Origin of the sequence: Spirosoma sp. 209 (assembly GCF_002006735.1) — a bacterium.
GTDB lineage: Bacteria > Bacteroidota > Bacteroidia > Cytophagales > Spirosomataceae > Spirosoma > Spirosoma sordidisoli.
On record NZ_MVEC01000019.1, the window covers coordinates 138,529 to 160,450 of the forward strand.

The following is a 21,922-nucleotide window of genomic DNA, read 5'->3' on the forward strand; positions in this document are numbered from 1 at the left end:
TCCGGCACAATAAACAAAAAGCCAACCCGCGTACGGATTGGCTTCAACTGATAAAGAAGGGAAACAATTAAACCGCGAAGCTTTCGCCACAGCCGCAGGTACGGCTCGCATTGGGGTTCTTGAACTGAAACCCTTTGCCGTTCAACCCATCCGAAAAGTCAAGTTCAGTGCCTGCCAGATAGAGCAAACTCTTGCGATCGACCAGAATCCGGATGCCTTTATCTTCGACGACATGATCGGTCGGTTGTTGGGTCGCGTCGAACTGAAGATCGTACATCAGACCGGAGCAGCCCCCGCCCTGAACGCCGACACGGATGGCGTAGTCTTCGGCAAGGCCATCTTTCTGACGCAGCTCAATGATTTTATTTTTGGCGATTTCCGAAACGGTAACCATGGCAAGTCAATGTATAATGATGAATAAACACCAGTCATCGGCCAGACAGGCTGCTGGCCGCACTCTGACCTAGTAACTTTTGCAGAATCCGTAAAGTTTCATTAACCATCAGGTATCGAATACTATTCCTGACCTGTCAATCGTCTTTTACTCATGGTTACCAATCTCGAACACATCGGCATTGCCGTCCGCAACCTGGCCGCATCCAACGACTTATTCACAAAACTGCTGAACGTACCACCCTATAAAGCCGAAGCCGTAGAGGCCGAGGGCGTGACGACCTCGTTTTTTCGGGTCAACCAGACCAAAATCGAACTACTCGAAGCCACCAGCCCCGACAGCCCGATTGCGAAGTTTCTCGATAAAAAAGGAGAAGGCATTCATCACCTGGCCTTCGAGGTAGACGATATTGCAGCCGAAATGAAGCGGCTGGCCGCCGAAGGGTTCACCCTACTGAACGAAACGCCCAAACGCGGAGCCGATAATAAATGGGTTTGTTTCCTGCATCCCAAAGGCACCAACGGCGTTTTAGTTGAACTTTGTCAGGAAATTAAGGAGTAAAAACGAATGAATAAAAAGGGGTTTTGGACTGCGCTGTTGCTTATACCGGCGCTTTTATCGCACGGACAGGCTGTTACCAGTGCTGCCCGTTATACGCAGCCGGGAGTCGACGTAGTACATTATAACTTCTCATTAACGCTGAGTGACTCAACGAACCAGATCCAGGGCGAAGCCACGATCCGGTTCACCCGTGCCGACGACCGGCAGTCGGTCTGGTTCGACCTGGTCAGCAGCAAGGCCGATTCGGCGCTGGGGATGCGGGTTCGCGAGGTTCGGCTGGCCGACGGAAAAACCGCACCGTTCAGCCATCGGAACGACCGGGTGTTTGTTAACCTGCCTCCGGCACCGAACCAGCCCACAGAGGTTATTATTCGCTACGAGGGTACGCCCGCCCAGGGGCTAATCATCAGCCGGAACAAGTTCGGTGAACGGACCTTCTTCGGCGATAACTGGCCCAACAACGCCCGGCACTGGCTCCCAGTTGTTGACCACCCATCCGACAAAGCGACCTGTGCCTTTACGGTCAATGCCCCCGCTACCTATCGCGTTGTTGCCAACGGGAAACTACTGGGTGAAGACGCCCTGCCGGCCGCCGGGGGAGGGCCAGCCCGCAAGCGTACCCGATGGCAGGAAAATACACCTATACCGACCAAAGTGATGGTGATCGGAGCTGCCCGGTTTGCGGTTGAAGACGTAGGGGCTGTGAGCGGTGTGCTGGTCCAGAGCTGGCTGTATCCCAACGACAGTCAGAAAGGATTCATAGATTACCGGCCGGCTAAAGATATTCTCCAGTATTTTATCAATCAGATCGGCCCGTATTCGTACGAGAAGCTGGCCAACGTACAGTCGACGACGGTGTTTGGCGGTATGGAGAACGCGAGCTGTATTTTCTACAACGAAAAAGTCATTGTAGGCCGGAAAGACTCAGATGTGGAAGCTCTGCTCGCCCACGAAATTGCGCACCAGTGGTTTGGTAATTCAGCTACGGAGGCCGACTGGTCGCAGTTGTGGCTGAGTGAGGGGTTTGCCACGTATTTCTCGGCGCTCTACCTCGAGCAGGCTTACGGACGCGACACGCTCAACGCGGTGCTGAACCAGAATAAAGGGCAGATTTTTCGGTACACAGCGCTCAAGCCGAAGGGCACGGTAGTTGATTCGGTCACGACCAATCTGAATGATCTGCTGAACCCCAACTCGTACCAGAAAGGCGGCTGGGTACTACACATGCTCCGCCATGAGCTGGGCGACGATGCGTTCTGGCGGGGTATTCGGGCCTACTACGCCCAATACCGGAATGCCAATGCGCGCAGTGCCGATTTTCAGGCGGTGATGGAACGGGTTTCGGGTAAAAAACTGGACCGGTTTTTTCAGCAGTGGCTACATCAGCCGGGCTACCCTGAACTGGTGTGGGGATCGCGCTACGACGCGGCCCGCAAAGCGTTGGTAATTGATGTGCGGCAAGCCCAGTCGACCGGTTCGTACTTCACCGTTCCGCTTACGTTCAGCATCCGCGACAGTCGCAACCGCGAGGTTCAGCGTACGGCCCGGCTCACCATGGACCAGCCCACCCAGACCTTTACCGTACCGCTGGCTACCCAGCCCGCCCAGGTCGTGATCGACCCCGATAATACGGTCCTGATGCGGGCCGAGCAGATGAAATGATTTACTTTGCCGGCGTTCGGGACGTCACCGAATTGATTCCCCGGCATAAATGCCGGGCCTATTGATAGTCAGAACAGATCAGGTCGTTGGATTGATATTACCCATGACTAGCCCTGGCATTCATGCCGGGGTACCAATCGGCCGAATCAATGCCGGGGCGGGGTGTACCCAAATCGATTCCCCGGCATAAATGCCGGGCCTATTGATGGACGAAACACATGAGGTCGTTGAATTGATATTACCCATGATTAGCCCCGGCATTCATGCCGGGGCAACCAATCGGCCAAATTGATTCTCCGACATTTATGCCGGGGTGCCCAATTAATCGAACCAATTCTCCGGCCACCCGGATACCAATTGAACAAATAACCCGATACGTACAGCAAAACTGCATCAACATGAACTATTACAAGTCAATTGTCGACACCATTGGCAACACGCCCCTGGTCAAGCTGAATAACGTGACGAAAGGCATCCGGGGAACGGTGCTGGCTAAGGTCGAATACTTTAATCCCGGCAACTCCGTAAAAGACCGCATCGCCATTCGGATGATCGAAGACGCCGAAAAGCGGGGAGAGCTGAAACCCGGCGGGACCATCATCGAAGGGACGAGCGGAAATACCGGCTTCGGACTGGCACTAACGGCTATTGCCAAAGGCTATAAGTGCATCTTCACGATGGCCGACAAGCAATCGAAAGAAAAGATCGACATTCTGCGGGCGGTAGGAGCCGAGGTCGTCGTTTGCCCCACGAACGTAGCCCCGGATGATCCGCGCTCGTATTATTCGGTGGCCAAAAAGCTGCACAACGACATCCCGAACTCAATTTACCCCAACCAGTACGATAACCTGTCCAACACCGCAGCTCACTACGACACGACCGGCCCCGAAATCTGGCGCGACACCGACGGACGAATTACCCACTTCGCGGCCAGCGTCGGTACGGGTGGTACCATCAGCGGTACGAGCCGGTTCCTGAAAGAGCAAAACCCCCATCTCGTGACCATCGGGCTGGATACCTATGGGTCAGTGTTCAAGAAATACAAAGAAACCGGCATCTTCGATCCGGGCGAAATCTACCCTTACCTGACCGAAGGGATTGGCGAGGACATACTGCCGCAGAACGTAGACTTCGATGTAATTGACCAGTTTATCAAGGTAACCGATAAAGATGCCGCCATTATGGCCCGGCGCCTGTCGCGGGAAGAAGGACTGTTTATCGGCTGGTCGTGCGGAACGGCCGTACACGGGGCGCTGGAGTGGGCCAAAGACCACCTCACCGACGACGATGTACTGGTAATTCTGTTGCCCGACCATGGCACGCGGTACCTGGCCAAGATTTACAACGATGCCTGGATGAAAGACCACGGCTTCCTGGAAGACCGGGCCTTCAAGACCGCCCGCGATATTGTTCACAGCAAAAACGGCGGAACATCTAACCGGCAGGCACAGCTTACGACCATCGGCGCCGGCGTGTCGGTCAGTCAGGCTATTCAGGTGCTGAACCGGTACGGCATTTCGCAGATTCCGGTTACCGACGAGGAAGGTCATATTGTGGGCAGTCTGACCGACAGCACGATCCTGAATCGACTCATCGACGACCCAACGGTGAAAGACCATCCGGTCAGCGAAGTGATGGATAAGCCATTCAAATTCGTAGGGCTCGATAATACAGTCGATGCACTGTCTTCGCTCATCGATCGCGACAACAAAGCCCTGCTCGTTCGTGACGAGAAAGAACAGGTTCATATCATTACCCAGGCCGACCTACTGGCCGCCATGACCAACTAAACGGGAGCCCGAGGGCGGGTGCTCCGGAGCACCCGCCCGCTTATCGTCTGTTATCTCCGCCTTCTACCATGCTCAGGTAGCTCATGTAGCGGCTCTCGGCAATGTCGCCCTCGCCTACGGCGTCCTTGATGGCGCAGCCAGGCTCGTTCAGGTGCAGGCAGTTATGGAAACGGCACTGGTTCAGTCGGTTGCGCATCTCCGGAAAATAATGGCTGATTTCTTCTTTCGAGGTGTCCATCAGCCCCAGCTCCTTGATGCCCGGCGTATCGATGATAAACGTATCGGGCGCGATCTCGAACATTTCGGCGAAGGTCGTCGTATGAACACCTTTGTTGGCAAACGTCGACACTTCGTTCGTACGCAGGTTCAGATCAGGCGCAATGGCGTTTACCAGCGACGACTTGCCAACGCCCGAATGGCCTGAGAGCAGGGTCACTTTGTGGTCGAGCAGCTGCCGAAAGGCGTCTACGCCTATGCCTTCGGTGGCCGAAGTCGACAGGCAGTGGTAGCCGATACGGCTGTACATATCCATGATCTCCTGCTGATAGGCCAGTCCTTCGTCATTCAGAATATCACTTTTGTTAAAAACAATCGTAGTCTGAATCCGAAACGACTCGGCCGATACCAGAAACCGGTCAATGAAGCCCAGCGACGTACGCGGAAGGGCCAGCGTAGCCAGCAAGACGGCCTGGTCGAGGTTAGCGGCCAGAATATGACCGTGTGCCGTTTTGTGCACCGATTGCCGGATGATGTAGTTCTCGCGGGAGACGATGTCGGTGATGATGACCGTATTTTCGGCCTCGTCTTCCACGTCGAATACCACCCGGTCGCCCACGGCAATGGGGTTCGTTACTTTCAGTCCCTTGATTTTGAATTTGCCCTTGAGCCGACCCTGATAAATATGGCCATCGACGTTTCGAACGTCGTACCACGAACCGGTTGAGCGAATAATTAAGCCTTCTTGCAAGAGTGTTTTCCTCGTTAAAATGGTTGACTTACGGGAGCAGTACCTGATCGATCGTGTGAACGACGCCGTTGGTAGCGGGCAGGTTCGGGGTCTGAACAACAGCAGCCGTCGTGTTGCGGGTGCCCCGAACCGTGATCTGGCTGGTCGACACCACCAGGTTCAGCCGGGTGTTGTTCAGCAGCGTGTTGATCGTGCCTGTTTGCAGCTGGTTGGAAAAAACTACCCCCGAAACGACATGATAGAGCAGGGCGTTGGCCAGCGTCTGCGGGTTCGCGGTTTCGATAGCCGCCAGGGTACCGAATCGCCCGTCGGCCCGAAAGGCCGCGTCCGTAGGCGCAAAGATGGTAACCGGATTCGTCGATGACGAGTTGTTGAGCGCGGCCAGCAGCGTCGGATTGGCCTGGCTTACCCGGCGGAGGGCCGCCGAGAGCAGCGTCAGGTTCGGATTAGCCTGGATAGTGGCCAGGATCGTACCTGTCGATGGTGTTAGTACCCGGTCAATCACGTGAATCAGCCCGTTAGCCGTCGGCAGATCGGGTTGGGTTACCTGTGCATTGTTGACAAAAAGCGTACCTGTGGTTGTTTTATTGACGAACGCCACACCCCGGCTGGCGGTTTCTACCGAATTCAGACCCTGCGGCAGCGCCGACGACGCTACCGATGCATAAAGAGCATGGTAGAGGACCAGTGATCGTACCTGTTCCTTGGGCAAAGCCGTAATGGCGCTGGCGCTGCCCAGCCCCGAAGCCTGAAAAGCCGCATCAGTAGGCGCAAACAACGTCAGGTTTCCAGCCTTCAGGGCGTCGCCCACGTCGGCGTGCTGGATAGCGGCCCGCAGCAGGCTGAACTGGCCGTCTTCCAGAATCTGATCGGTAATGGTTTTAGGAACGGCAACTTCCGTATCGTTCTGCTGGCAGCTGCTTAGCAGCATCGACAGCATCAGGGTGATGATTGCCAGTGGGCCAGGCCCGGTACGCGCACAATTGTTCATAAAGAAAAAGCGGGTGTATACTTAGTTGATAGTCAAACGGCCACCCCTGGTTTATGGTTTAAAGATAGCAGTCGGCAGGCTGTTCCCGACAGATCGCTGTTTCTGCCCATCCTCGAACGCCAGGTTGCAGTGGCAACAAATAGCGTCGTATAGACTGAACACTACTCCACTAAACCACTGACCTTCTGCTAAAAATTCCGTATCTTCGCGGCCTTGTTAAAGGTTGTTAAAATACCCCATTTGGGATGAAGGAACATATAGACCCGAGCAATCTGCCCCAGCACATAGCCGTTATCATGGACGGAAACGGTCGTTGGGCCAAACGGCAGGGAGCTGCCCGGGTGTTTGGGCACCGGAATGCCATCAAGGCTGTTCGCGAAGTAACCGAAGGTTGTGCCGAGCTGGGCGTCAAGTATTTGACCCTGTACGCGTTCTCGACCGAAAACTGGAATCGCCCGAAAATTGAAGTCGACGCGCTGATGACCCTGCTGGTGCATACCATCAAAGGAGAGATCAAAACGCTCATGGACAACAACGTGCGGCTAACTACCATTGGCCATACTGAGAGCCTGCCTGGCGACTGCCGCCGGGAACTGGCCGAGGCTATGCGCGAAACGGCGGGCAATACAGGACTTACTTTGGTGCTGGCCCTTAGCTACAGCGGCCGGTGGGAGATTCTGGAAGCGGTACGGCAACTGGCGGCTGAGGTGCGCGACGGCAAGCTGACCCCCGAAGCCATCGACGAAGCAACGTTCGGCAGTCATCTGAGTACGGGTGGTATCCCCGATCCGGAACTGATGATCCGGACCAGTGGCGAAATGCGGATCAGTAACTTTATGCTCTGGCAACTGGCTTATTCTGAGTTGTATATGCCCGATGTGCTCTGGCCCGACTTCCGGAAGGAGCACCTGTACGAAGCGTTACTCAGTTACCAGCGACGCGAACGTCGTTTCGGTAAAACCAGCGAACAGCTGGTCAAATAGGGTCAATGATGATAGGCTATGGCCGGGCCGCGCGGGTGCTTGCCTGCCGTAAACAGAATACTGAAAACTGTACAAAATTGAAACACCGTATAAAGTACATCCTCGGAATCGGCCTGCTGCTTAGCAGTTTAGGCAATCTGTCGGTTCTGGCGCAGGTGCGTGTTGGCGTGGGCGTCGGGCGTAACGATACGCCTGCGGCTGCAACAGATGATTTACTCAACTATGCCAGCCCCAAAGATTATGAAATTGCGGGGCTGACTGTAACCGGTACCCGCTACCTCGACCCCAACTCGCTGGTGTCGCTGGCCGGGTTGAAAGTAGGGGACAAAATCCGGATTCCGGGCGAGGCCGTCGGGTCGTCTGTTCGTAAGCTGATGGAGTCGGGTCTGCTCGACAACGTGGAGCTGTTTGCCACCAACGCGGCAGAAGGCAAAGTAGCGCTGATGTTCCGGGTGCAGGAGCGCCCCCGTCTGTATCGCGTCTCGTTTATGGGCGTTAAGAAAGGCGAGCAGGACCAGCTGAAAGATAAGATCAAACTGAACCTGGGTAAGATCGTCACCAACACCATTACGAAAAACACCCAGCTGGCCGTCCGGAAGTTTTTCGTCGACAAAGGGTATCTGAACACCAAGGTAAAAATTACGACAATCCCCGATAGTGCCCGTAACAACGCCACCATGCGCGTACTGGTCGACAAAGGGCAGAAGGTGAAAATTGCCAAAATCAACTTCGACGGTCGTACCGAAGTCGATGAGTCGGCAGTACGGCTCAAGATGAAGGGGACCAAAGAGATGCGCTTTGGCCGGTTGTTCAGCCCGTCTAAGTTCGTTCCCAAGAAGTACGAAGAAGACAAGCAGAAACTGATCGAGTACTACAACAAACTCGGCTACCGCGATGCCGCCATCGAGCACGATACGGTCATCAACAACGGCGGCAACACGATCACGCTGAACATCAAGCTGGACGAAGGTCGTAAGTACTACTACCGGAACATCGACTTTTCGGGCAACTACCTCTACAAGACGGAGCGTCTGCGCGAAGTACTCGGTGTGGCAAAAGGAGATGTCTACAACCCCGAAGATCTGGAGAAGAAGCTGAACGGAAACCCCGGTCAGGACCTCAGCTCGCTCTACATGGACGACGGCTATCTGTACTACAACGCCCAGCCCATCGAGAAAACCATCGACGGTGACTCGATCGATCTCGAAATCCGGATCTACGAAGGAAAGCAGGCCAGCATCAACCGCATTGTTCTGAACGGCAACACAAAAACCAGCGACCACGTGGTGATGCGCTCTATCCGGACGCTGCCGGGCCAGAAGTTTTCGAAAACGAACCTGATCCGGACGCAGCGCGAATTGGCCACCCTTGGCTACTTCGACCCGGAAAAAATCGGAATTACGCCCGTACCACAGAATGACGGCACCGTAGATATTGAATATACCGTAGAAGAAAAACCGTCTGACCAGATCGAGTTGTCAGGTGGCTGGGGCGGTTATGTCGGTTTCGTGGGTACGCTCGGACTGACGTTCAACAACTTCTCGGCCCGTAACATCCCGAACATGAGCGCGTGGCGACCCCTCCCGGCCGGTGATGGGCAGCGGGTACAACTGCGTTTTCAGGCCAATGGCCGTCAGTATCAGGTATATTCGCTGTCGTTTACGGAGCCCTGGCTCGGTGGCCGGAAGCCAAACGCCTTGTCGTTCAGCGCCAGCCATACGGTTTACCAGACGTTCTTTGATCCAACCAACCCGGCCAGCTATTACCAGCCGCTGCGCGGGCAAACGCCATCTGGCTCCTATCAGAACACGGCGTTTACGGTCGGGCTGGGCCGTCAGCTGAAAGTGCCCGACGACTACTTCTCGCTGAGCAACTCGATTACTTACCAGCGGTATAACCTTAACAACCTGGATATTTTCCAGATCGGGTACAATAACGGTATTTCTAACAACCTGACGCTGAATACGACGCTGGCCCGGAACAGCATCGATAACCCCCAGTTTCCGCGCTCGGGCTCGTCGTTCTCGCTGAGCGGTACATTCACACCACCCTGGTCAGCATTTAAAGGAACCTCGGAGGCCTCGTCGCCCGAAGACCGCTATAAACTCGTCGAGTACCATAAATGGATGTTCGACGCCAGCTGGTTCCAGACCATTTTTGGTAAGCTGGTTCTGAGCACCCGGGCGCACATGGGCTTCCTGGGCAGCTACAACCGGCGCACGGATATCGGTCCGTTCGAACGGTTCGTACTGGGTGGATCGGGTCTGGCCGGACAGGGTCAGTTTGCGCTGGCGCAGGACATCATCGGTCTGCGGGGCTACGACGACCGGAGCGTATATACGGCCGATTACGACCGGAACACCACCGCTCAGGAACGCAGCCGGGGCGGGGTCGTTTATAACAAGTTCGTTGCGGAGGTGCGTTACCCGGTTTCGCTTAACCCGTCGGCCACCATCTTCGTTCTGGGCTTCCTGGAAGCCGGTAATAACTGGGGGAGCTATAAGCAGTATAATCCGTTTGATCTGAAGCGTTCGGTTGGTTTTGGCGCCCGTATTTTCATGCCTGCGTTTGGCCTGATCGGTATCGACTATGGCTACGGCTTCGATAAGATTCCGGGGGTAAAGGACAAGGCATCGGGTCAGTTCCACTTTACAATTGGGCAGCAGTTTAGATAAGATTTGGGGGGTGCCCAGCGTTATATGAATTTATGAACGAGTCTTTTGAAGGGAGTTGCCCGATTTTTGCAGCGGTACAGACCAGTTGCCAACAGAACTCATCGGTTAAACCATCGGCAACAAACAGACTCTAACAACCAGGTGACGCTGGCCAGGAGATTGAAACTGAAAATCAATCACTTCCCTTGCTAATTTTAGGATAACAGCAATGAGAAAAGCCCTTTTTTTCGTACTTTTGCCCTTCGTTTGGCTGGCTACACCAGCGCAGGCTCAGAAGTTTGGGTACGTAGATACGGAGTTCATTTTTAGCAAAATGCCCGACTACCAGAAAGCGCTGGCTGAAATTGACAAGTTCACCGACAAATGGTCGAAAGACATTCAGGATAAGTACGTAGAGATCGAAAAACTGCAACGTACCTACCAGGCCGAAGAGATTCTGCTGACGGAAGATATGAAACGTGACCGGCAACGGATCATGAGTGAAAAGGAACGCGAAGCGCGGGAGTACAACAACAAGGTGTTTGGCTACGAGGGGCTGCTTTTCCAGAAGAAAAAGGAACTCATGAAAGCACCGATGGAGTTAGTAAACCGGGCTATAGAGAAAGTGGCGGTGCAGAGAAAGCTGGACTTTATGTTCGACAAAGCGTCAGATTTTGTCATGCTGTACACCAACCCGCGCCATGACTATACCGATTATGTCATGGAAGAATTAGGCCTGGATGCTGCTGGTAAAACAACCGCCGGTACCACGCCTGGAGCAAAAACAACCACAAAACCGACTAATACAAACAAGTAAACTGAGATGAAGAAAAACCTCGTCATGGCGTTTGCCGCAGCAACCCTTCTGGTTGGTGGTCTGAACGCACAGGCACAAGGCCAGAGCGCTACAACGACGCCGACGACTGCCGCACCAGCCGCTGGAGCGACGGCTCCCGGTCCGTTGAAACTGGGCTATACCAATATTGATTACGTATTAGCTCAAACGCCCGAAGCAAAAGACATTCAAAACCAGTTGACCATTCAGCGGACTCAGTCAGAAAACGAACTGAAACGGATGCAGAAGGAGCTGGAAGACAAATATAGCGCCTACGAAAAAGGAGCTGCCCAAATGTCGGATGTGATTCGGAAAGACCGCGAAACCGAACTTCAGGGCCTGCAGCAGCGCATTCAGGAGTTTGGCCGTACGGCCGAACAGTCGCTGCAGAATAAGTACCAGCAGCTGGTAAACCCGGTTGTTCAGAAAATCCAGAAGGCCATCGACGCTGTGGCCAAGGACAATGGGTATACCTATGTCTTCAACCTGGATGCCGGTGCCAATACCATCCCTATTCTGCTGGTAGCGCCGGAAGAGAACAACATTACCGAACTGGTTCTGCGCAAAATGGGTATCGATCCGGCCAAGGCTGCTGCTTCGGCTAAACCAGCTACGGCAGGTAGTGGTGCCGCCAATACACCAGCACCGGCTACCCCGGCTCCCAAGAAAAACAAATAGAGGCTGACGCTGATATAGTCGCTTTTTACCTTTAAAAAAGGCCTCTCTGATCATCAGAGAGGCCTTTTTTATTCGACTTTTTCTTTGAAATAGTCAATACAAGGCTCAAAAAGAGGGGTTTAACCTAAGAAAAATATCAATTTTATCTAATTACAAAATGTCTGGTGATACTTTTACGTTTTTCCAGATAGATTGTCATTTATCCATTGCCTATGAACCGTCTTGCCAGTATCGGAGCGGGGTTGCTGGGTCTGCTGCAGGCCGCCTTTACTCATGCTCAGGATGCCAAATCAATACAACTGGTTTTACCAACACAGACCAACTGGAACGTAGTACCGGAAGGAAGTACCGTGCGGTTTGACCTGAAAGCTACCGGTTCAGCTCAGGATACACTGGTCTTTTCGTTCGGACCTGACAAGCAGGATGGTATGCAGCTCGACTCGCTCGGCCATTTTAGCTGGACCCCCAGCTACGACCTGACCGATCGGGTGCAGTCGGCCAAATTGTATCCGGTTACGTTCGAGGTTCGCAATAGCCGCGGGCAGGTCGCTACCCAGCAGGCTGAGTTCAAAGTACTCCACGTCAACCGTCCGCCGGTTGTGGGCGCTATGCGGCCTTTCTACGTGCGCTACCGGACGCCCAACACCTATAACCTCAACTCTGATTTCGTGCGCGACGATGACGGCGATCCGCTCGTCTTTATTCCGATCCCCGATCAGATGCCCGAGGGGAGTAAACTGACGTCGCAGGGAGAGTTGTCCTGGACCTTGTCGTTCAACCAGTTTAGCCGGCTCAAACAGAACCCGCAGTATATTGAGTTCTGGGTAGAGGACCAGCCGGCCAAAACCCGTACCAAAGGTCGGCTGAAGGTTGAGGTGACCCAGATGGACCTGCCGCCCGATATCGCGGTTATCCCGAAGCAGACGCACTATCGGATGCGCGAAAATGCGACCGTGAACCTGAAGTTTTCGTTGCTGGACCCCAACGGCGAAGATGATGTGGCAACCTTCGGATTCCTCTCCGATAATCAGAACATTCCGAAAAGTGCGCTGGTCAAGAATACCGAGAACCAATATGAGTTCATCTGGCAGCCGGACTATGATTTTGTGAAAGATCCCTACGATTCGCTGGATGTCCAGATCACTTTCTACGTGCTCGACAAATCGCAGAATCGGGAAGAACGGCGAATCACGTTCACCGTATTTAATACCATCAACGAGGGTGAAAAAGACCGGTATTATTACGCTCAATATCGGCAACTGCTGGTACAGGCCTGGGGGCTGGTTGAGCAGTTGGGCGAGAAAGAAGAACAGCTGAAGCGCGACTATCGGAAAGCCAAAAGTGGTAAGCGAAACCGGTCGGTAGCCAACGCTTCGCTCGGAGCGGTAACTGGGGTCACTCCGGCGGTAACCGGGGCCAGCACCAGTCCTGAAGTTCAGAAGAACGGTCGGTTAGTGTCGGCCGTCGGGGGGACGGCGGTGCTGACCATGGGCACCCTCGAAGCCACTGAAGTAATTGGAAAGTCGATGAAAGATCTGCTCGACCGGTACAATTACGTGCTGGGCAAGCGGGCCGAACTACAGAACAAAGGGGAGGTGTTTGCGCGGGAATTTGCGCTCAAATCGACCCGCCGGACGGGTGAGTTTGTGAAAAAGCTCGATGATTTCCGTAATTCGATGAGTCTGAGCGGACTAGTTGCGCTTGAGCTGGATGCCAACTGGCAGAGCAAGAAAGAAGCCAACGACAAAGCTATCAAGCGGACGTTCAAGGATTTCCAGCCGCTGGACGAAACGCAGTAGCCCGCAAAACAGGCTAGTCGGTCGGTTTCGGCTCGTCCTGGGTTACCGAAGCCGGTTTGGGGTGGGGCCGATCGGCTTCGTCCGGGAGCGGGTCCGTGGAAGCCGGTTGGTCGGTTACGTCGCTGGCTACTGGCCTGGTTGGCTGATCGGCTTCATCCTGCACTTCAGCCATGGGCAGCACGGCCGCTTCGGTAGCATCCGGGCCCGACGTGGGCAGGAGGTTATCTTCCAGGGGGGGCTCACCGAAGAAACGGCGCTGGAAAAACAGGATCAGACAGACCCCGATGAATATGCACGAGTCGGCAATGTTGAAAATAGGGGTCGAGTAATACTGACCGCCCCAGATCGGAACCCACTCCGGAATGAAGCCCTCCCATACATCAACGAAAATCATGTCGATAACCTGGCCGTGGAACCAGGGGGTGGGAGAGCCGTAGGGTGCATTGTTCAGAAAAACACCGTAGAACGTACTGTCGATCACGTTACCAACGGCACCCGCCAGAATCATCGACATGGCCCAGAGCAGACCATTTGGCGCCCCCCGGTGGGCTAGATGGACCAGGTAGTACCCGATGCCGACCATAGCAAACAGCCGGAACACACTCAGGAGCAGCTTGCCGTATTCGTAGCCCAGCTGCATACCAAAGGCCATACCGGGGTTAAGTACGTAATGGAGTTTCAGCCAGTCGCCAACGACTTTAATCTGACCCGCAAAGCCCGGAGCCATATAATGGTGAACGGCTAATTTGACACCCTGATCGAGCGCAATCAGCACCAGCGTCAGCAGGAAAAACTTAAACGGGTTCTTACGAATCATATAAAAAAGTACGGCACAGCACCGGAGCGTAAAACCACCCTGCTGTGCCCGTTTAGCCTTGCGGCTGGTCAGTCAGTAGCTGCGGGCAGACACTGACTGACCGTACAAATACTACTTGCAGCCTTTCCGGCGCTTCAACTCGTTACTGATCAGCATAAACTCGCGGCTGCTCTGACCGGCAATCGACTTATTCTCGTCGGCCCTGCGGAACAGGTAAGGCATAACGGCTTCTACTGGCCCGTAAGGCACGTATTTAGCCACATTGTAGCCTGCATTGGCGAGGTTATACGAAATATTATCGCTCATACCCAGCAGCTGCGCGAAGTAGATATGCGGATCGCCGGGGGCAATGCCGTAGTCTTTCATGTGCTGCACGCAGTACTGGCAACTGTATTCGTTATGCGTACCCAGACAGATTGAAACGATGTCGCGGTTTTCCAGGCAGAAGTCAATGGCTGCGTTGAAATCATGATCCGTATCTTCTTTGGTAGGCTGGATCGGATCCTGGTATTCTTCTTCGTGAGCCCGGAGCCGTTCTTTCTCCAGATAGGCACCCCGAACCAGCTTAACACCCAGGTAATAGCCTTTGGCACGGGCCTCTTCGGCATCGCGCCGGAGGTGCTCCAGGCTCTCCCAGCGGTACATCTGGTACGTGTTGTAAACAACGGGCCGCTCGTGGTTGTAGCGATCCATCATCTCGTAGGCCAGCGTATCGATGGTGTCCTGAATCCAGCTTTCTTCGGCATCGATAAAGATGCGTACGTTGCGCTCATGGGCCCGGCGGCAAAGCGTATCGACCCGCTTCAACACCCGGTCAAATTCAGCTTTCTGGTCTTTATCCAGCGAGTCGCCGATCTGAATCGCTTCGAGCAATTCAGTGGAGGCAATACCCGTGATTTTAAAGACAGAGAAGGGAATATCGGAGGATTCGCTGGCGCGTTCTATCGTGCGCAGAATTTCGAGCGTTGTCTCGTCGAAACTTTTTTCGGTTTCTTCCCCTTCAACTGAATAGTCGAGGATGGTTCCGACGTGGTACTTCTGGAGATGCCTGATGGTACGTTCAGAATCGTTGATACTCTCACCTCCACAGAATTGCTCAAAAATCGTGTTTTTGATGAGGAATTTGATGGGGAGCCGTAAGCGTAGGGCAATCTTTATAAAAAATGTCCCTATATTTACCAGCCATCCCTTATTCATCAACGCAAACAACCAGTACGTTTTTCGAAGTTTGAAATTCGACTGGCAGGAAAAAGCAATCGAAGTGTCTTCAAAAGAGACTGGCCGGGATTCGTCCAGTTTCACGCCCGCGACCCGCTCAGCGGTTTCCGGCATTAGATTACTTCGGTTCGACATATTAATGCTCCGTTTTGGCGGTGCTACGTCCATAGCGTTAGGTGCGTGTCGGTTAACACGACCGAAATATAAAACGAAATTTCGGTCAAACGGTTAAACTCACCGGCGCGACTTGTTCGAGAGACTTAACCTGTGATAAGACAAATGAAGGAACCAGCTTGACAAACAGCCGATTCCCTCTGCAAATATACCACAAAATTGCATTGAAAAGTTCCCGATAGAGTATCCATATTACCTCCAGATTACGCGTCATTATGAAAGTCGATTTAGCCGTAGAGCCGCTTGAATCGTGGATTGAGACCAACGGCAAGCCCCTCATTATTGCCGGTCCGTGCAGCGCCGAGACCGAAGAACAACTTGTTGAAACCGCGCGTCAGCTGAAACAGCTGGATGCGGTTCATGTTATCCGGGCCGGCGTTTGGAAGCCCCGGACCCGGCCAGGCAGCTTTGAAGGCATGGGCGAAGCCGCTCTGCCCTGGATTCAGCGCGCCAAAGCGGAAACAGGTCTGCCGTTTGCGGTTGAAGTAGCTACCCCTGAGCATATTGAGCTAGCCCTGAAATATGGTGTTGATATCCTGTGGGTAGGCGCCCGCACCACGGTGAACCCTTTCAACGTACAGGAAATTGCCGACGCGCTGCGGGGTGTCGATGTGCCTGTACTGGTGAAAAACCCGGTTAACCCCGATCTGGCCCTGTGGGTGGGTGCGTTCGAGCGGATTGCCGGTGCCGGCGTTTCGAAGCTAGGTGCTATTCACCGGGGTTTTGCTACGGGCGAGGCTACCAAATACCGCAACGTACCAATGTGGCAGATGGCGATCGAACTGAAGTCGATCTTCCCGCAGCTGCCAATCATTGGTGACCCGAGCCACATGGCTGGCAAACGGGCTTACCTAAACGAACTGGCGCAGATGGCGATGGACCTGAACTACGATGGTCTGATCGTTGAGTCGCATATCGATCCGGATAACGCCTGGAGCGACGCGGCCCAGCAGCTGACGCCAGCCGCTTTCGGCGACATGCTCGACCACCTGCAAATTCGTCAGGTTGAGTCGCCCAGCACCGAGTTTAACAGCGTAGCCGACCAGACCCGTCGTAATATCGATAACGTAGATCGGCAAATCGTTGAGATGCTGGCGGCCCGTATGGCGCTGGTCGAGCGGCTCGCCGAGTACAAACGTGACAATAACGTAACCCTGTTTCAGCCCGATCGCTGGAAAGAAATTCTGAAAACCCGTGGTGAACTGGGCCAGCGGCTGGGTTTGTACCCTGAGCTGGTCGAAGAAATCTACAAGATCATTCACATGGAGTCGATTCGGAAACAGACCGAAGTGATGAACAATCAGGCGGTTTAAGCCAGATAGCCAATAGAAGGGGGCGTCCTGATCGAAAGAATGCTGTAACGGTAATTCTTTCGATCAGGACGCTCTCTTTTTTTACCTGAACGTTACGGAGGCCCTGGCTTGATTGTAGGCGCCGAAGCAGCCCAGTCCGCCCTGAACGTTGGTCTGGATGGGTACGGGTTCGGCAAACGGATTACCGCCTACCTCGTTCTGGCGTTCTACCGAGTCGTGGTACCGGTAGTAGTTTTCATCGACGCTGAGCAGATAGGCATTTATCGGACCCGTAGGCCGACTTACCTGCTGCTGACCGTTTATCCAGGAATAGGCAATAGCCAGCCGCGCCCGCTGCGACACAATCTCCTGGCCGTCGCGGCCAATATCGGTCGTGGTAGAGCCGTTGTTGAACGTCCAGCCCGACCGCGTTTTGATGAGCGTATCTTTGACGGGCCCACCCGGCGTTGGTACATACTGGCTTCTATAGGTGTACTCGTTATCACCCGCCACCCGGTAGTAGTTTGGTTGGCCGGCCGGGTCGCGCCAGCGCAGGCGGGCGTGGTAATTCTTGGTGGTCAGGCCAAACTCGTTGGTGATGCTGGAGTCCAGCACGACCTGGTCTATGGGTACCGGACCTGGCACTGTGCAGCGGGCGGTAACCTGCCGACCATCGGGCACACTGACCGTTAATGTGTAGGTTTTTCCAACTATAATAGGCATCTCACGGGCGTCGGCGCGGTAATCGTAAGCTATCAGGGGTAGCCGTCCAATTGTACTGGTCATGGTGATTGTCTGGCTGCCATCCGAAAGGGTTACGGTGGCGTCCCTGACCGAGGTAGGGGTGAGGATTGGATCAGCGGTGCCTAGCACGGGTAAAGAGCGTGTCACCAGGGCTACCAGTACTGTATCCTGGGGTGAAATGAAGCAGGTGACCACCAGTTTTTCCCCTTCCCGCGTGATTCCTTTTGGTTCCACTTCCTGCCGGAGGCTGTCGCAGCCCGCCAGCAGCAGAACGCTCAGCAGGCCACTATAAAACAAGATAGATAATTTCATGATCAGAACTTGAAGTTATAGCTGAATGACGGAACAACGGGGAAAACGGAATACCGGAACAGGGCCGTACGGCTGAGCTGGCCCTGGCCCTGGCTGACCGATTCGAGCTGGTAGAAGAACGGGTTTCGGCGGTTGTAGGCGTTGTAGAGGCTGAACTCCCAGGTGCGCTCGTGGTGCTTTTTCTGCTTATGAAACTGGATCGACACGTCGAAACGGTGATACGCTTCGGCCCGGAAACTGTTCTTCTGCTGGCCGTAGTCACTGACATCAGTTCCGTAATCGAAAAGCGGAGCAATCGACGACGGGGCTCCGTTCGGGCCAAAAAGGGTTTGCAGACCGGGCTGATGCCGGAAGGCGCGGTAGTTGGCCACGGGCACGGTAAGGGCATTACCGGTACCATAGACCCAGGTGCCCGACAGGGTCACGCGCTTGCTGAGTTCGTAAATACCCACTACCGATATATCATGTCGCCGGTCGTAGCGGGGGAAGAAGGGCTTCCCGGCGTTCAGTTCGGCAAACTGCCACTGGGTCCAGGAGAGTGTGTAACCAAGCCAGCCCGACAGCCGACCGGTTTTGCGTTGCAGCAGGACCTCGGCACCGTATGACCAGCCCCGGCCGGCCGTAACGTTGTCTTCCCACCGTACGCGTTCGGCCGAGGTCGGGTCGTCGATGAGCAGAAAGCTGGCCCCCTCGCGGTAGTTGATGATGTTCCGCATGGTTTTGTGATACCCCTCCACCGTTAGGGCGAAGCCCTTTCCCAGTACGAAATTGTCTGAGAAATCATTGGCAATGCCTACCGCTACCTGGCTCGACTGCTGCGGGGCGATGCGATCTGTAGTAGGCACCCACAGGTCGGTTGGCAGGCCTATGCCGGTGTTGCTCAGCAAATGAATATACTGGTTCATGATGGCGTACGAAGCCTTGGCCGACAGGCCCGGCCGCAGCTGGTACGAGGCCGACAGGCGGGGTTCGGGTCGCAGGTAGTTGGCGGTTCCCTGCGCAAACAGGCTCAGTCGCAGGCCGCCGTTTACGCGCCACCGATCATTAGGTCGCCAGGTATCCTCGGCGTAGACACCAGACTCAACGGCGTCAATGGCCTCTACATTCTGGGTAAACTGGTCGACCAGGCTGTTTTGTACCACCACGGCGCTGGGCGTAAACCGGTGAAAGATAGTCTGCGTACCAAACCGGACCGAATGTTTCGGCGAGGGGTAATAATCGAAATCGAGCTTGGCCGAGAGGTCGCGGATGCCCGAGCTGTAGCGGAGCGAGGTGTTCAGATTGTTGCTACTGCCCCGCTCATCGGACGAAATCTTGAACTCGTAATCGCTGTAAATGAGCGATAGGTTGGAAAACAGTTTCTGGTTGAAGAGGTGGTTCCAGCGAAGCGTACCTGTGGCATTACCCCAGCCAATGCCAACATCGGTTCCTTCGCCGGCATCGCGGGCGTAGAAGCGGTCGCGGCCGAAATACCCGCTCAGGTAGACCTTATTTTTTGGGCTGAATTCGTAGTTGGCTTTGGCGTTGAAGTCGTAGAAATAATACCCGGCATTGGTTTCGCCCTCGCTCTGCGCCCGAATCAGCGGAGCCGCTACTACATCCAGGTAGGTTCGTCTGCCCGATACCAGAAACGATCCTTTCTTGTTCTTCGTAAATGGGCCTTCGAGCGTTAATCGACTCGATATAAGGCCAATACCGCCTTCGCCGTGGAGTTTATCGCGGTTGCCGTCTTTCATGTTCAGGTCAATCACCGACGACAGCCGCCCGCCGTACCGCGCCGGGAAACCACCCTTGGTCAGCTCGACGCTTTTCAGTGCATCGCCGTTGAATACCGAGAAAAAACCGAACAGGTGGTTGGCATTATAAACGGTGGCTTCGTCCAGAATGATCAGGTTCTGATCGGGCCCGCCCCCGCGTACGTAGATGCCGGTTTGCCCTTCTGATCCTTTCTGTACACCAGGCATCAGCTGCAACACGCGAAGCACATCTTTTTCACCCAGAAAAGCCGGAATCTTCTTGATCTGTGAAACCGGCACATCGATCCGGCTCATCTGCGCGCTTTCACTCACCCGCTCGTCGGTGCGGCTGGCCACAACGCTTACCTCCGACAGGGCCTGACCGGGGGTGAGCTGTACGTCGAGGCTGGAATTTTGCCGCAGACCGATAACCCGCGTCAGGGGTTCGTAGCCGACGAACGAGAACGCCAGCCTGATGCTGTCCTGAGCCGGTAACGTGAGGGAATAAAAACCGTAGGTGTTGGTCGTGGTGCCGACAGCGCTGCCTGGTAAATAAATGTTGACGCCAATCAGGGCTTCCCGACTACCGGCTTCGCGCACGTATCCGCTCACGGTAACGCCCGACCGTGGGCCGCCGGGCTGGGGCTGCGCCAGGAGCGTATGCCAGGGAAACAGACAAAGGAAAATGTAGAACTGAAAACGCATAAGCTTAAGATGAACAGGTAAAGGATTCAATTTTGATGCCAAAGCGAGATAGAAGGTTGTAAGAGCTGATCAGCGCATCCAGAAATTAACATTTATTAATAAAAAGTTTGTTATAGAGATAGAGGATCAATTCAGGCTCCAAATCCGAACAAAAAGGCTGATTACGAGGTCTAGTAACAACGGGAGCCGTCAGAAGAAAACGATTTACGCAAGATGCTGCAATACGATAAACTATCACTGAATATACCCGATACAACCAAACCTCGCGTCGTGATCATCGGCGGAGGGTTTGGCGGGATGAACCTGGCCAAAAGCCTGCGCACCGCCGATGTGCAGGTAGTGCTGTTCGACAAGCAGAACTACAACGGTTTCTGGCCATTGCTATATCAGGTGGCTACGGCCGGTCTGGAGGCCGATGCTATTTCGGAGCCGTTCCGGAAAATGTTCGACAACCACACCGACTTTCACTACCGAATGGTGCGGGTCAACAAAATAGATCCGGCGGCCAAGACTGTAACAACGCTCATTGGTGATCTTACGTATGATTATCTGATCGTAGCGACGGGCTCCAAATCGAATTTTTTCGGCAATGAGCAGATCCAGAAATATTCGTTTCCGCTCAAAACGGTGCCCGAAGCGCTCAATATCCGGAGCCAGTTTCTGCAATGTTTCGAACAGGCCAGCATCACCCGCGAACCATCGGAGCGGCAGAGTCTGCTGAACTTCGTCATTGCGGGAGCCGGGCCAACGGGGGTCGAAATGGCGGGCTCACTGGCCGAGATGCGCAAACACGTGCTGCCTGCCGACTATCCTGGCCTCGACTTCAGCCAGATGAACATCTACCTGGTTGAAGGCATGGGCAAGGTGTTGCCTCCCATGTCGGACGAAGCGGGCCAGAAAGCCCGGCGCTACCTCGAAGAACTGGGGGTAATCATCAAGCTCAACACCATGGTCGAGAGCTACGACGGCGAAACCGTTACTTTCAAAGGCGGGGAGCAGATCAAGACCCAGACGCTGGTTTGGGGAGCGGGCGTAACGGGTGCCCTGATTGAAGGCATTCCGGCCGAGTCGACCGAGCGGGGACGTATTCTGGTCGACTCCATCAACCGGGTGCAGGGCCTGACCGACGTATTTGCCATCGGCGACATTGCGTTCATGAAGACCGAAAAATGGCCGAAAGGGCATCCGGGCGTGGCTCAACCCGCCATTCAGCAGGGTAACCACCTGGCTAAAAACCTGCGCCGGATGTTGAAGAACGAACCAACCGAACCCTTCGAGTACTTCGACAAAGGCTCGCTGGCTATCGTCGGGCGTAGCCGGGCGGTGGCCGATCTGCCGGGTAATATTCACCTCGGCGGGTTCATTGCCTGGATGGCCTGGCTGTTCGTACACATCTGGTACCTGGTTGGCTTCCGGAGCAAGCTGATTGTGTTCAGCAACTGGATGTACCGGCTCTTTACTTACCAGCGGGGTACGCGGCTTATTATCAGGCCGTTTATCCGAAAAGACGATAAGGTAGCGAACGAGATCATGCTGAAGAACGAAGTAGCCTGATCCAGTCCGTTCTTTACACTCACCCGCTGGCGCGTTCTCGTCGAGACATGTCAGCG

At 54.5% G+C, this 21,922-nt stretch carries 17 protein-coding genes; 10 read left to right on the forward strand and 7 right to left on the reverse strand.

The window, feature by feature from the left end; genetic code table 11:
- Positions 1-67: 67 nt before the first annotated feature.
- A complete protein-coding gene (locus B1C80_RS23845) occupies positions 68-394 on the reverse strand; it encodes an iron-sulfur cluster assembly accessory protein (RefSeq protein ID WP_077923727.1) in 327 nt (108 codons plus the stop codon).
- A gap of 153 nt (positions 395-547) precedes the next feature.
- Between B1C80_RS23845 and mce the strand changes: the two genes are divergently transcribed.
- The 3 genes from mce (at position 548) to B1C80_RS23860 (ending at position 4,407) form a co-directional block, all read left to right on the forward strand.
- Positions 548-955 (forward strand): methylmalonyl-CoA epimerase, encoded by a 408-nt coding sequence (gene mce / locus B1C80_RS23850; RefSeq protein ID WP_077923728.1) that lies wholly within the window; start codon positions 548-550, stop codon positions 953-955.
- 6 nt (positions 956-961) lie between these two features.
- Entirely contained in the window at positions 962-2,617 is a 1,656-nt protein-coding gene (locus tag B1C80_RS23855; RefSeq protein WP_077923729.1) for a M1 family metallopeptidase, read from the forward strand.
- 398 nt (positions 2,618-3,015) lie between these two features.
- Positions 3,016-4,407 carry a cystathionine beta-synthase gene (locus B1C80_RS23860; RefSeq protein WP_077923730.1) on the forward strand — a complete coding sequence of 464 codons (1,392 nt, stop codon included), beginning with the start codon at positions 3,016-3,018 and terminating at the stop codon, positions 4,405-4,407.
- Positions 4,408-4,447: 40 nt separating this feature from the next.
- Here B1C80_RS23860 and rsgA read toward each other — a convergent pair whose 3' ends face one another.
- Together rsgA and B1C80_RS23870 are read right to left on the reverse strand one after the other, a co-directional pair.
- Positions 4,448-5,374 (reverse strand): ribosome small subunit-dependent GTPase A, encoded by a 927-nt coding sequence (gene rsgA / locus B1C80_RS23865; protein ID WP_077923731.1) that lies wholly within the window; start codon positions 5,372-5,374, stop codon positions 4,448-4,450.
- Positions 5,375-5,402: 28 nt separating this feature from the next.
- On the reverse strand, positions 5,403-6,365 hold the full coding sequence (locus tag B1C80_RS23870; protein ID WP_077923732.1) for a fasciclin domain-containing protein: 963 nt from the start codon (positions 6,363-6,365) through the stop codon (positions 5,403-5,405).
- Between the two features lie 245 nt (positions 6,366-6,610).
- On the opposite strand from B1C80_RS23870, the gene B1C80_RS23875 reads away from it, so the two are divergent.
- The 5 genes from B1C80_RS23875 to B1C80_RS23895 all read left to right on the forward strand — a co-directional run bounded on the left by B1C80_RS23875 (position 6,611) and on the right by B1C80_RS23895 (position 13,314).
- On the forward strand, positions 6,611-7,348 hold the full coding sequence (locus B1C80_RS23875; protein ID WP_077923733.1) for an isoprenyl transferase: 738 nt from the start codon (positions 6,611-6,613) through the stop codon (positions 7,346-7,348).
- A 77-nt stretch (positions 7,349-7,425) separates the two neighbouring features.
- Entirely contained in the window at positions 7,426-10,023 is a 2,598-nt protein-coding gene (gene bamA, locus B1C80_RS23880) for an outer membrane protein assembly factor BamA (protein WP_077923769.1), read from the forward strand.
- Between the two features lie 208 nt (positions 10,024-10,231).
- Positions 10,232-10,819 (forward strand): OmpH family outer membrane protein, encoded by a 588-nt coding sequence (locus B1C80_RS23885; protein WP_077923734.1) that lies wholly within the window; start codon positions 10,232-10,234, stop codon positions 10,817-10,819.
- 6 nt (positions 10,820-10,825) lie between these two features.
- Entirely contained in the window at positions 10,826-11,515 is a 690-nt protein-coding gene (locus B1C80_RS23890; protein WP_077923735.1) for an OmpH family outer membrane protein, read from the forward strand.
- A gap of 212 nt (positions 11,516-11,727) precedes the next feature.
- Positions 11,728-13,314 carry a hypothetical protein gene (locus B1C80_RS23895; protein WP_077923736.1) on the forward strand — a complete coding sequence of 529 codons (1,587 nt, stop codon included), beginning with the start codon at positions 11,728-11,730 and terminating at the stop codon, positions 13,312-13,314.
- Between the two features lie 13 nt (positions 13,315-13,327).
- Here B1C80_RS23895 and B1C80_RS23900 read toward each other — a convergent pair whose 3' ends face one another.
- Together B1C80_RS23900 and B1C80_RS23905 are read right to left on the reverse strand one after the other, a co-directional pair.
- Complete coding sequence (locus B1C80_RS23900; protein WP_077923737.1) at positions 13,328-14,131, reverse strand: lipoprotein signal peptidase; 804 nt, start codon at positions 14,129-14,131, stop codon at positions 13,328-13,330.
- 111 nt (positions 14,132-14,242) lie between these two features.
- Positions 14,243-15,463 (reverse strand): proline dehydrogenase family protein, encoded by a 1,221-nt coding sequence (locus B1C80_RS23905; protein WP_077923738.1) that lies wholly within the window; start codon positions 15,461-15,463, stop codon positions 14,243-14,245.
- 275 nt (positions 15,464-15,738) lie between these two features.
- On the opposite strand from B1C80_RS23905, the gene B1C80_RS23910 reads away from it, so the two are divergent.
- Positions 15,739-16,836, forward strand: coding sequence for a chorismate mutase (locus tag B1C80_RS23910; protein ID WP_077923739.1), 1,098 nt, complete (start codon positions 15,739-15,741; stop codon positions 16,834-16,836).
- Between the two features lie 81 nt (positions 16,837-16,917).
- Here B1C80_RS23910 and B1C80_RS23915 read toward each other — a convergent pair whose 3' ends face one another.
- Positions 16,918-17,871 carry a DUF4249 domain-containing protein gene (locus B1C80_RS23915; RefSeq protein ID WP_077923740.1) on the reverse strand — a complete coding sequence of 318 codons (954 nt, stop codon included), beginning with the start codon at positions 17,869-17,871 and terminating at the stop codon, positions 16,918-16,920.
- A gap of 2 nt (positions 17,872-17,873) precedes the next feature.
- On the reverse strand, positions 17,874-20,312 hold the full coding sequence (locus B1C80_RS23920) for a TonB-dependent receptor (protein WP_077923741.1): 2,439 nt from the start codon (positions 20,310-20,312) through the stop codon (positions 17,874-17,876).
- A gap of 213 nt (positions 20,313-20,525) precedes the next feature.
- On the opposite strand from B1C80_RS23920, the gene B1C80_RS23925 reads away from it, so the two are divergent.
- Positions 20,526-21,866, forward strand: a complete 1,341-nt coding sequence (locus tag B1C80_RS23925) for an NAD(P)/FAD-dependent oxidoreductase (protein WP_077923742.1) — start codon at positions 20,526-20,528, stop codon at positions 21,864-21,866.
- The last annotated feature ends 56 nt before the right edge of the window (positions 21,867-21,922 follow it).

Bases quoted from the DNA above. Each gene is read 5' to 3' on its own strand.
- B1C80_RS23845 (WP_077923727.1), bottom strand. From the start codon at position 394: ATGGTTACCGTTTCGGAAATCGCCAAAAATAAAATCATTGAGCTGCGT.
- mce (WP_077923728.1), top strand. From the start codon at position 548: ATGGTTACCAATCTCGAACACATCGGCATTGCCGTCCGCAACCTGGCC.
- B1C80_RS23855 (WP_077923729.1), top strand. From the start codon at position 962: ATGAATAAAAAGGGGTTTTGGACTGCGCTGTTGCTTATACCGGCGCTT.
- B1C80_RS23860 (WP_077923730.1), top strand. From the start codon at position 3,016: ATGAACTATTACAAGTCAATTGTCGACACCATTGGCAACACGCCCCTG.
- B1C80_RS23870 (WP_077923732.1), bottom strand. From the start codon at position 6,365: ATGAACAATTGTGCGCGTACCGGGCCTGGCCCACTGGCAATCATCACC.
- B1C80_RS23875 (WP_077923733.1), top strand. From the start codon at position 6,611: ATGAAGGAACATATAGACCCGAGCAATCTGCCCCAGCACATAGCCGTT.
- B1C80_RS23885 (WP_077923734.1), top strand. From the start codon at position 10,232: ATGAGAAAAGCCCTTTTTTTCGTACTTTTGCCCTTCGTTTGGCTGGCT.
- B1C80_RS23890 (WP_077923735.1), top strand. From the start codon at position 10,826: ATGAAGAAAAACCTCGTCATGGCGTTTGCCGCAGCAACCCTTCTGGTT.
- B1C80_RS23895 (WP_077923736.1), top strand. From the start codon at position 11,728: ATGAACCGTCTTGCCAGTATCGGAGCGGGGTTGCTGGGTCTGCTGCAG.
- B1C80_RS23900 (WP_077923737.1), bottom strand. From the start codon at position 14,131: ATGATTCGTAAGAACCCGTTTAAGTTTTTCCTGCTGACGCTGGTGCTG.
- B1C80_RS23905 (WP_077923738.1), bottom strand. From the start codon at position 15,463: ATGCCGGAAACCGCTGAGCGGGTCGCGGGCGTGAAACTGGACGAATCC.
- B1C80_RS23910 (WP_077923739.1), top strand. From the start codon at position 15,739: ATGAAAGTCGATTTAGCCGTAGAGCCGCTTGAATCGTGGATTGAGACC.
- B1C80_RS23915 (WP_077923740.1), bottom strand. From the start codon at position 17,871: ATGAAATTATCTATCTTGTTTTATAGTGGCCTGCTGAGCGTTCTGCTG.
- B1C80_RS23920 (WP_077923741.1), bottom strand. From the start codon at position 20,312: ATGCGTTTTCAGTTCTACATTTTCCTTTGTCTGTTTCCCTGGCATACG.
- B1C80_RS23925 (WP_077923742.1), top strand. From the start codon at position 20,526: ATGCTGCAATACGATAAACTATCACTGAATATACCCGATACAACCAAA.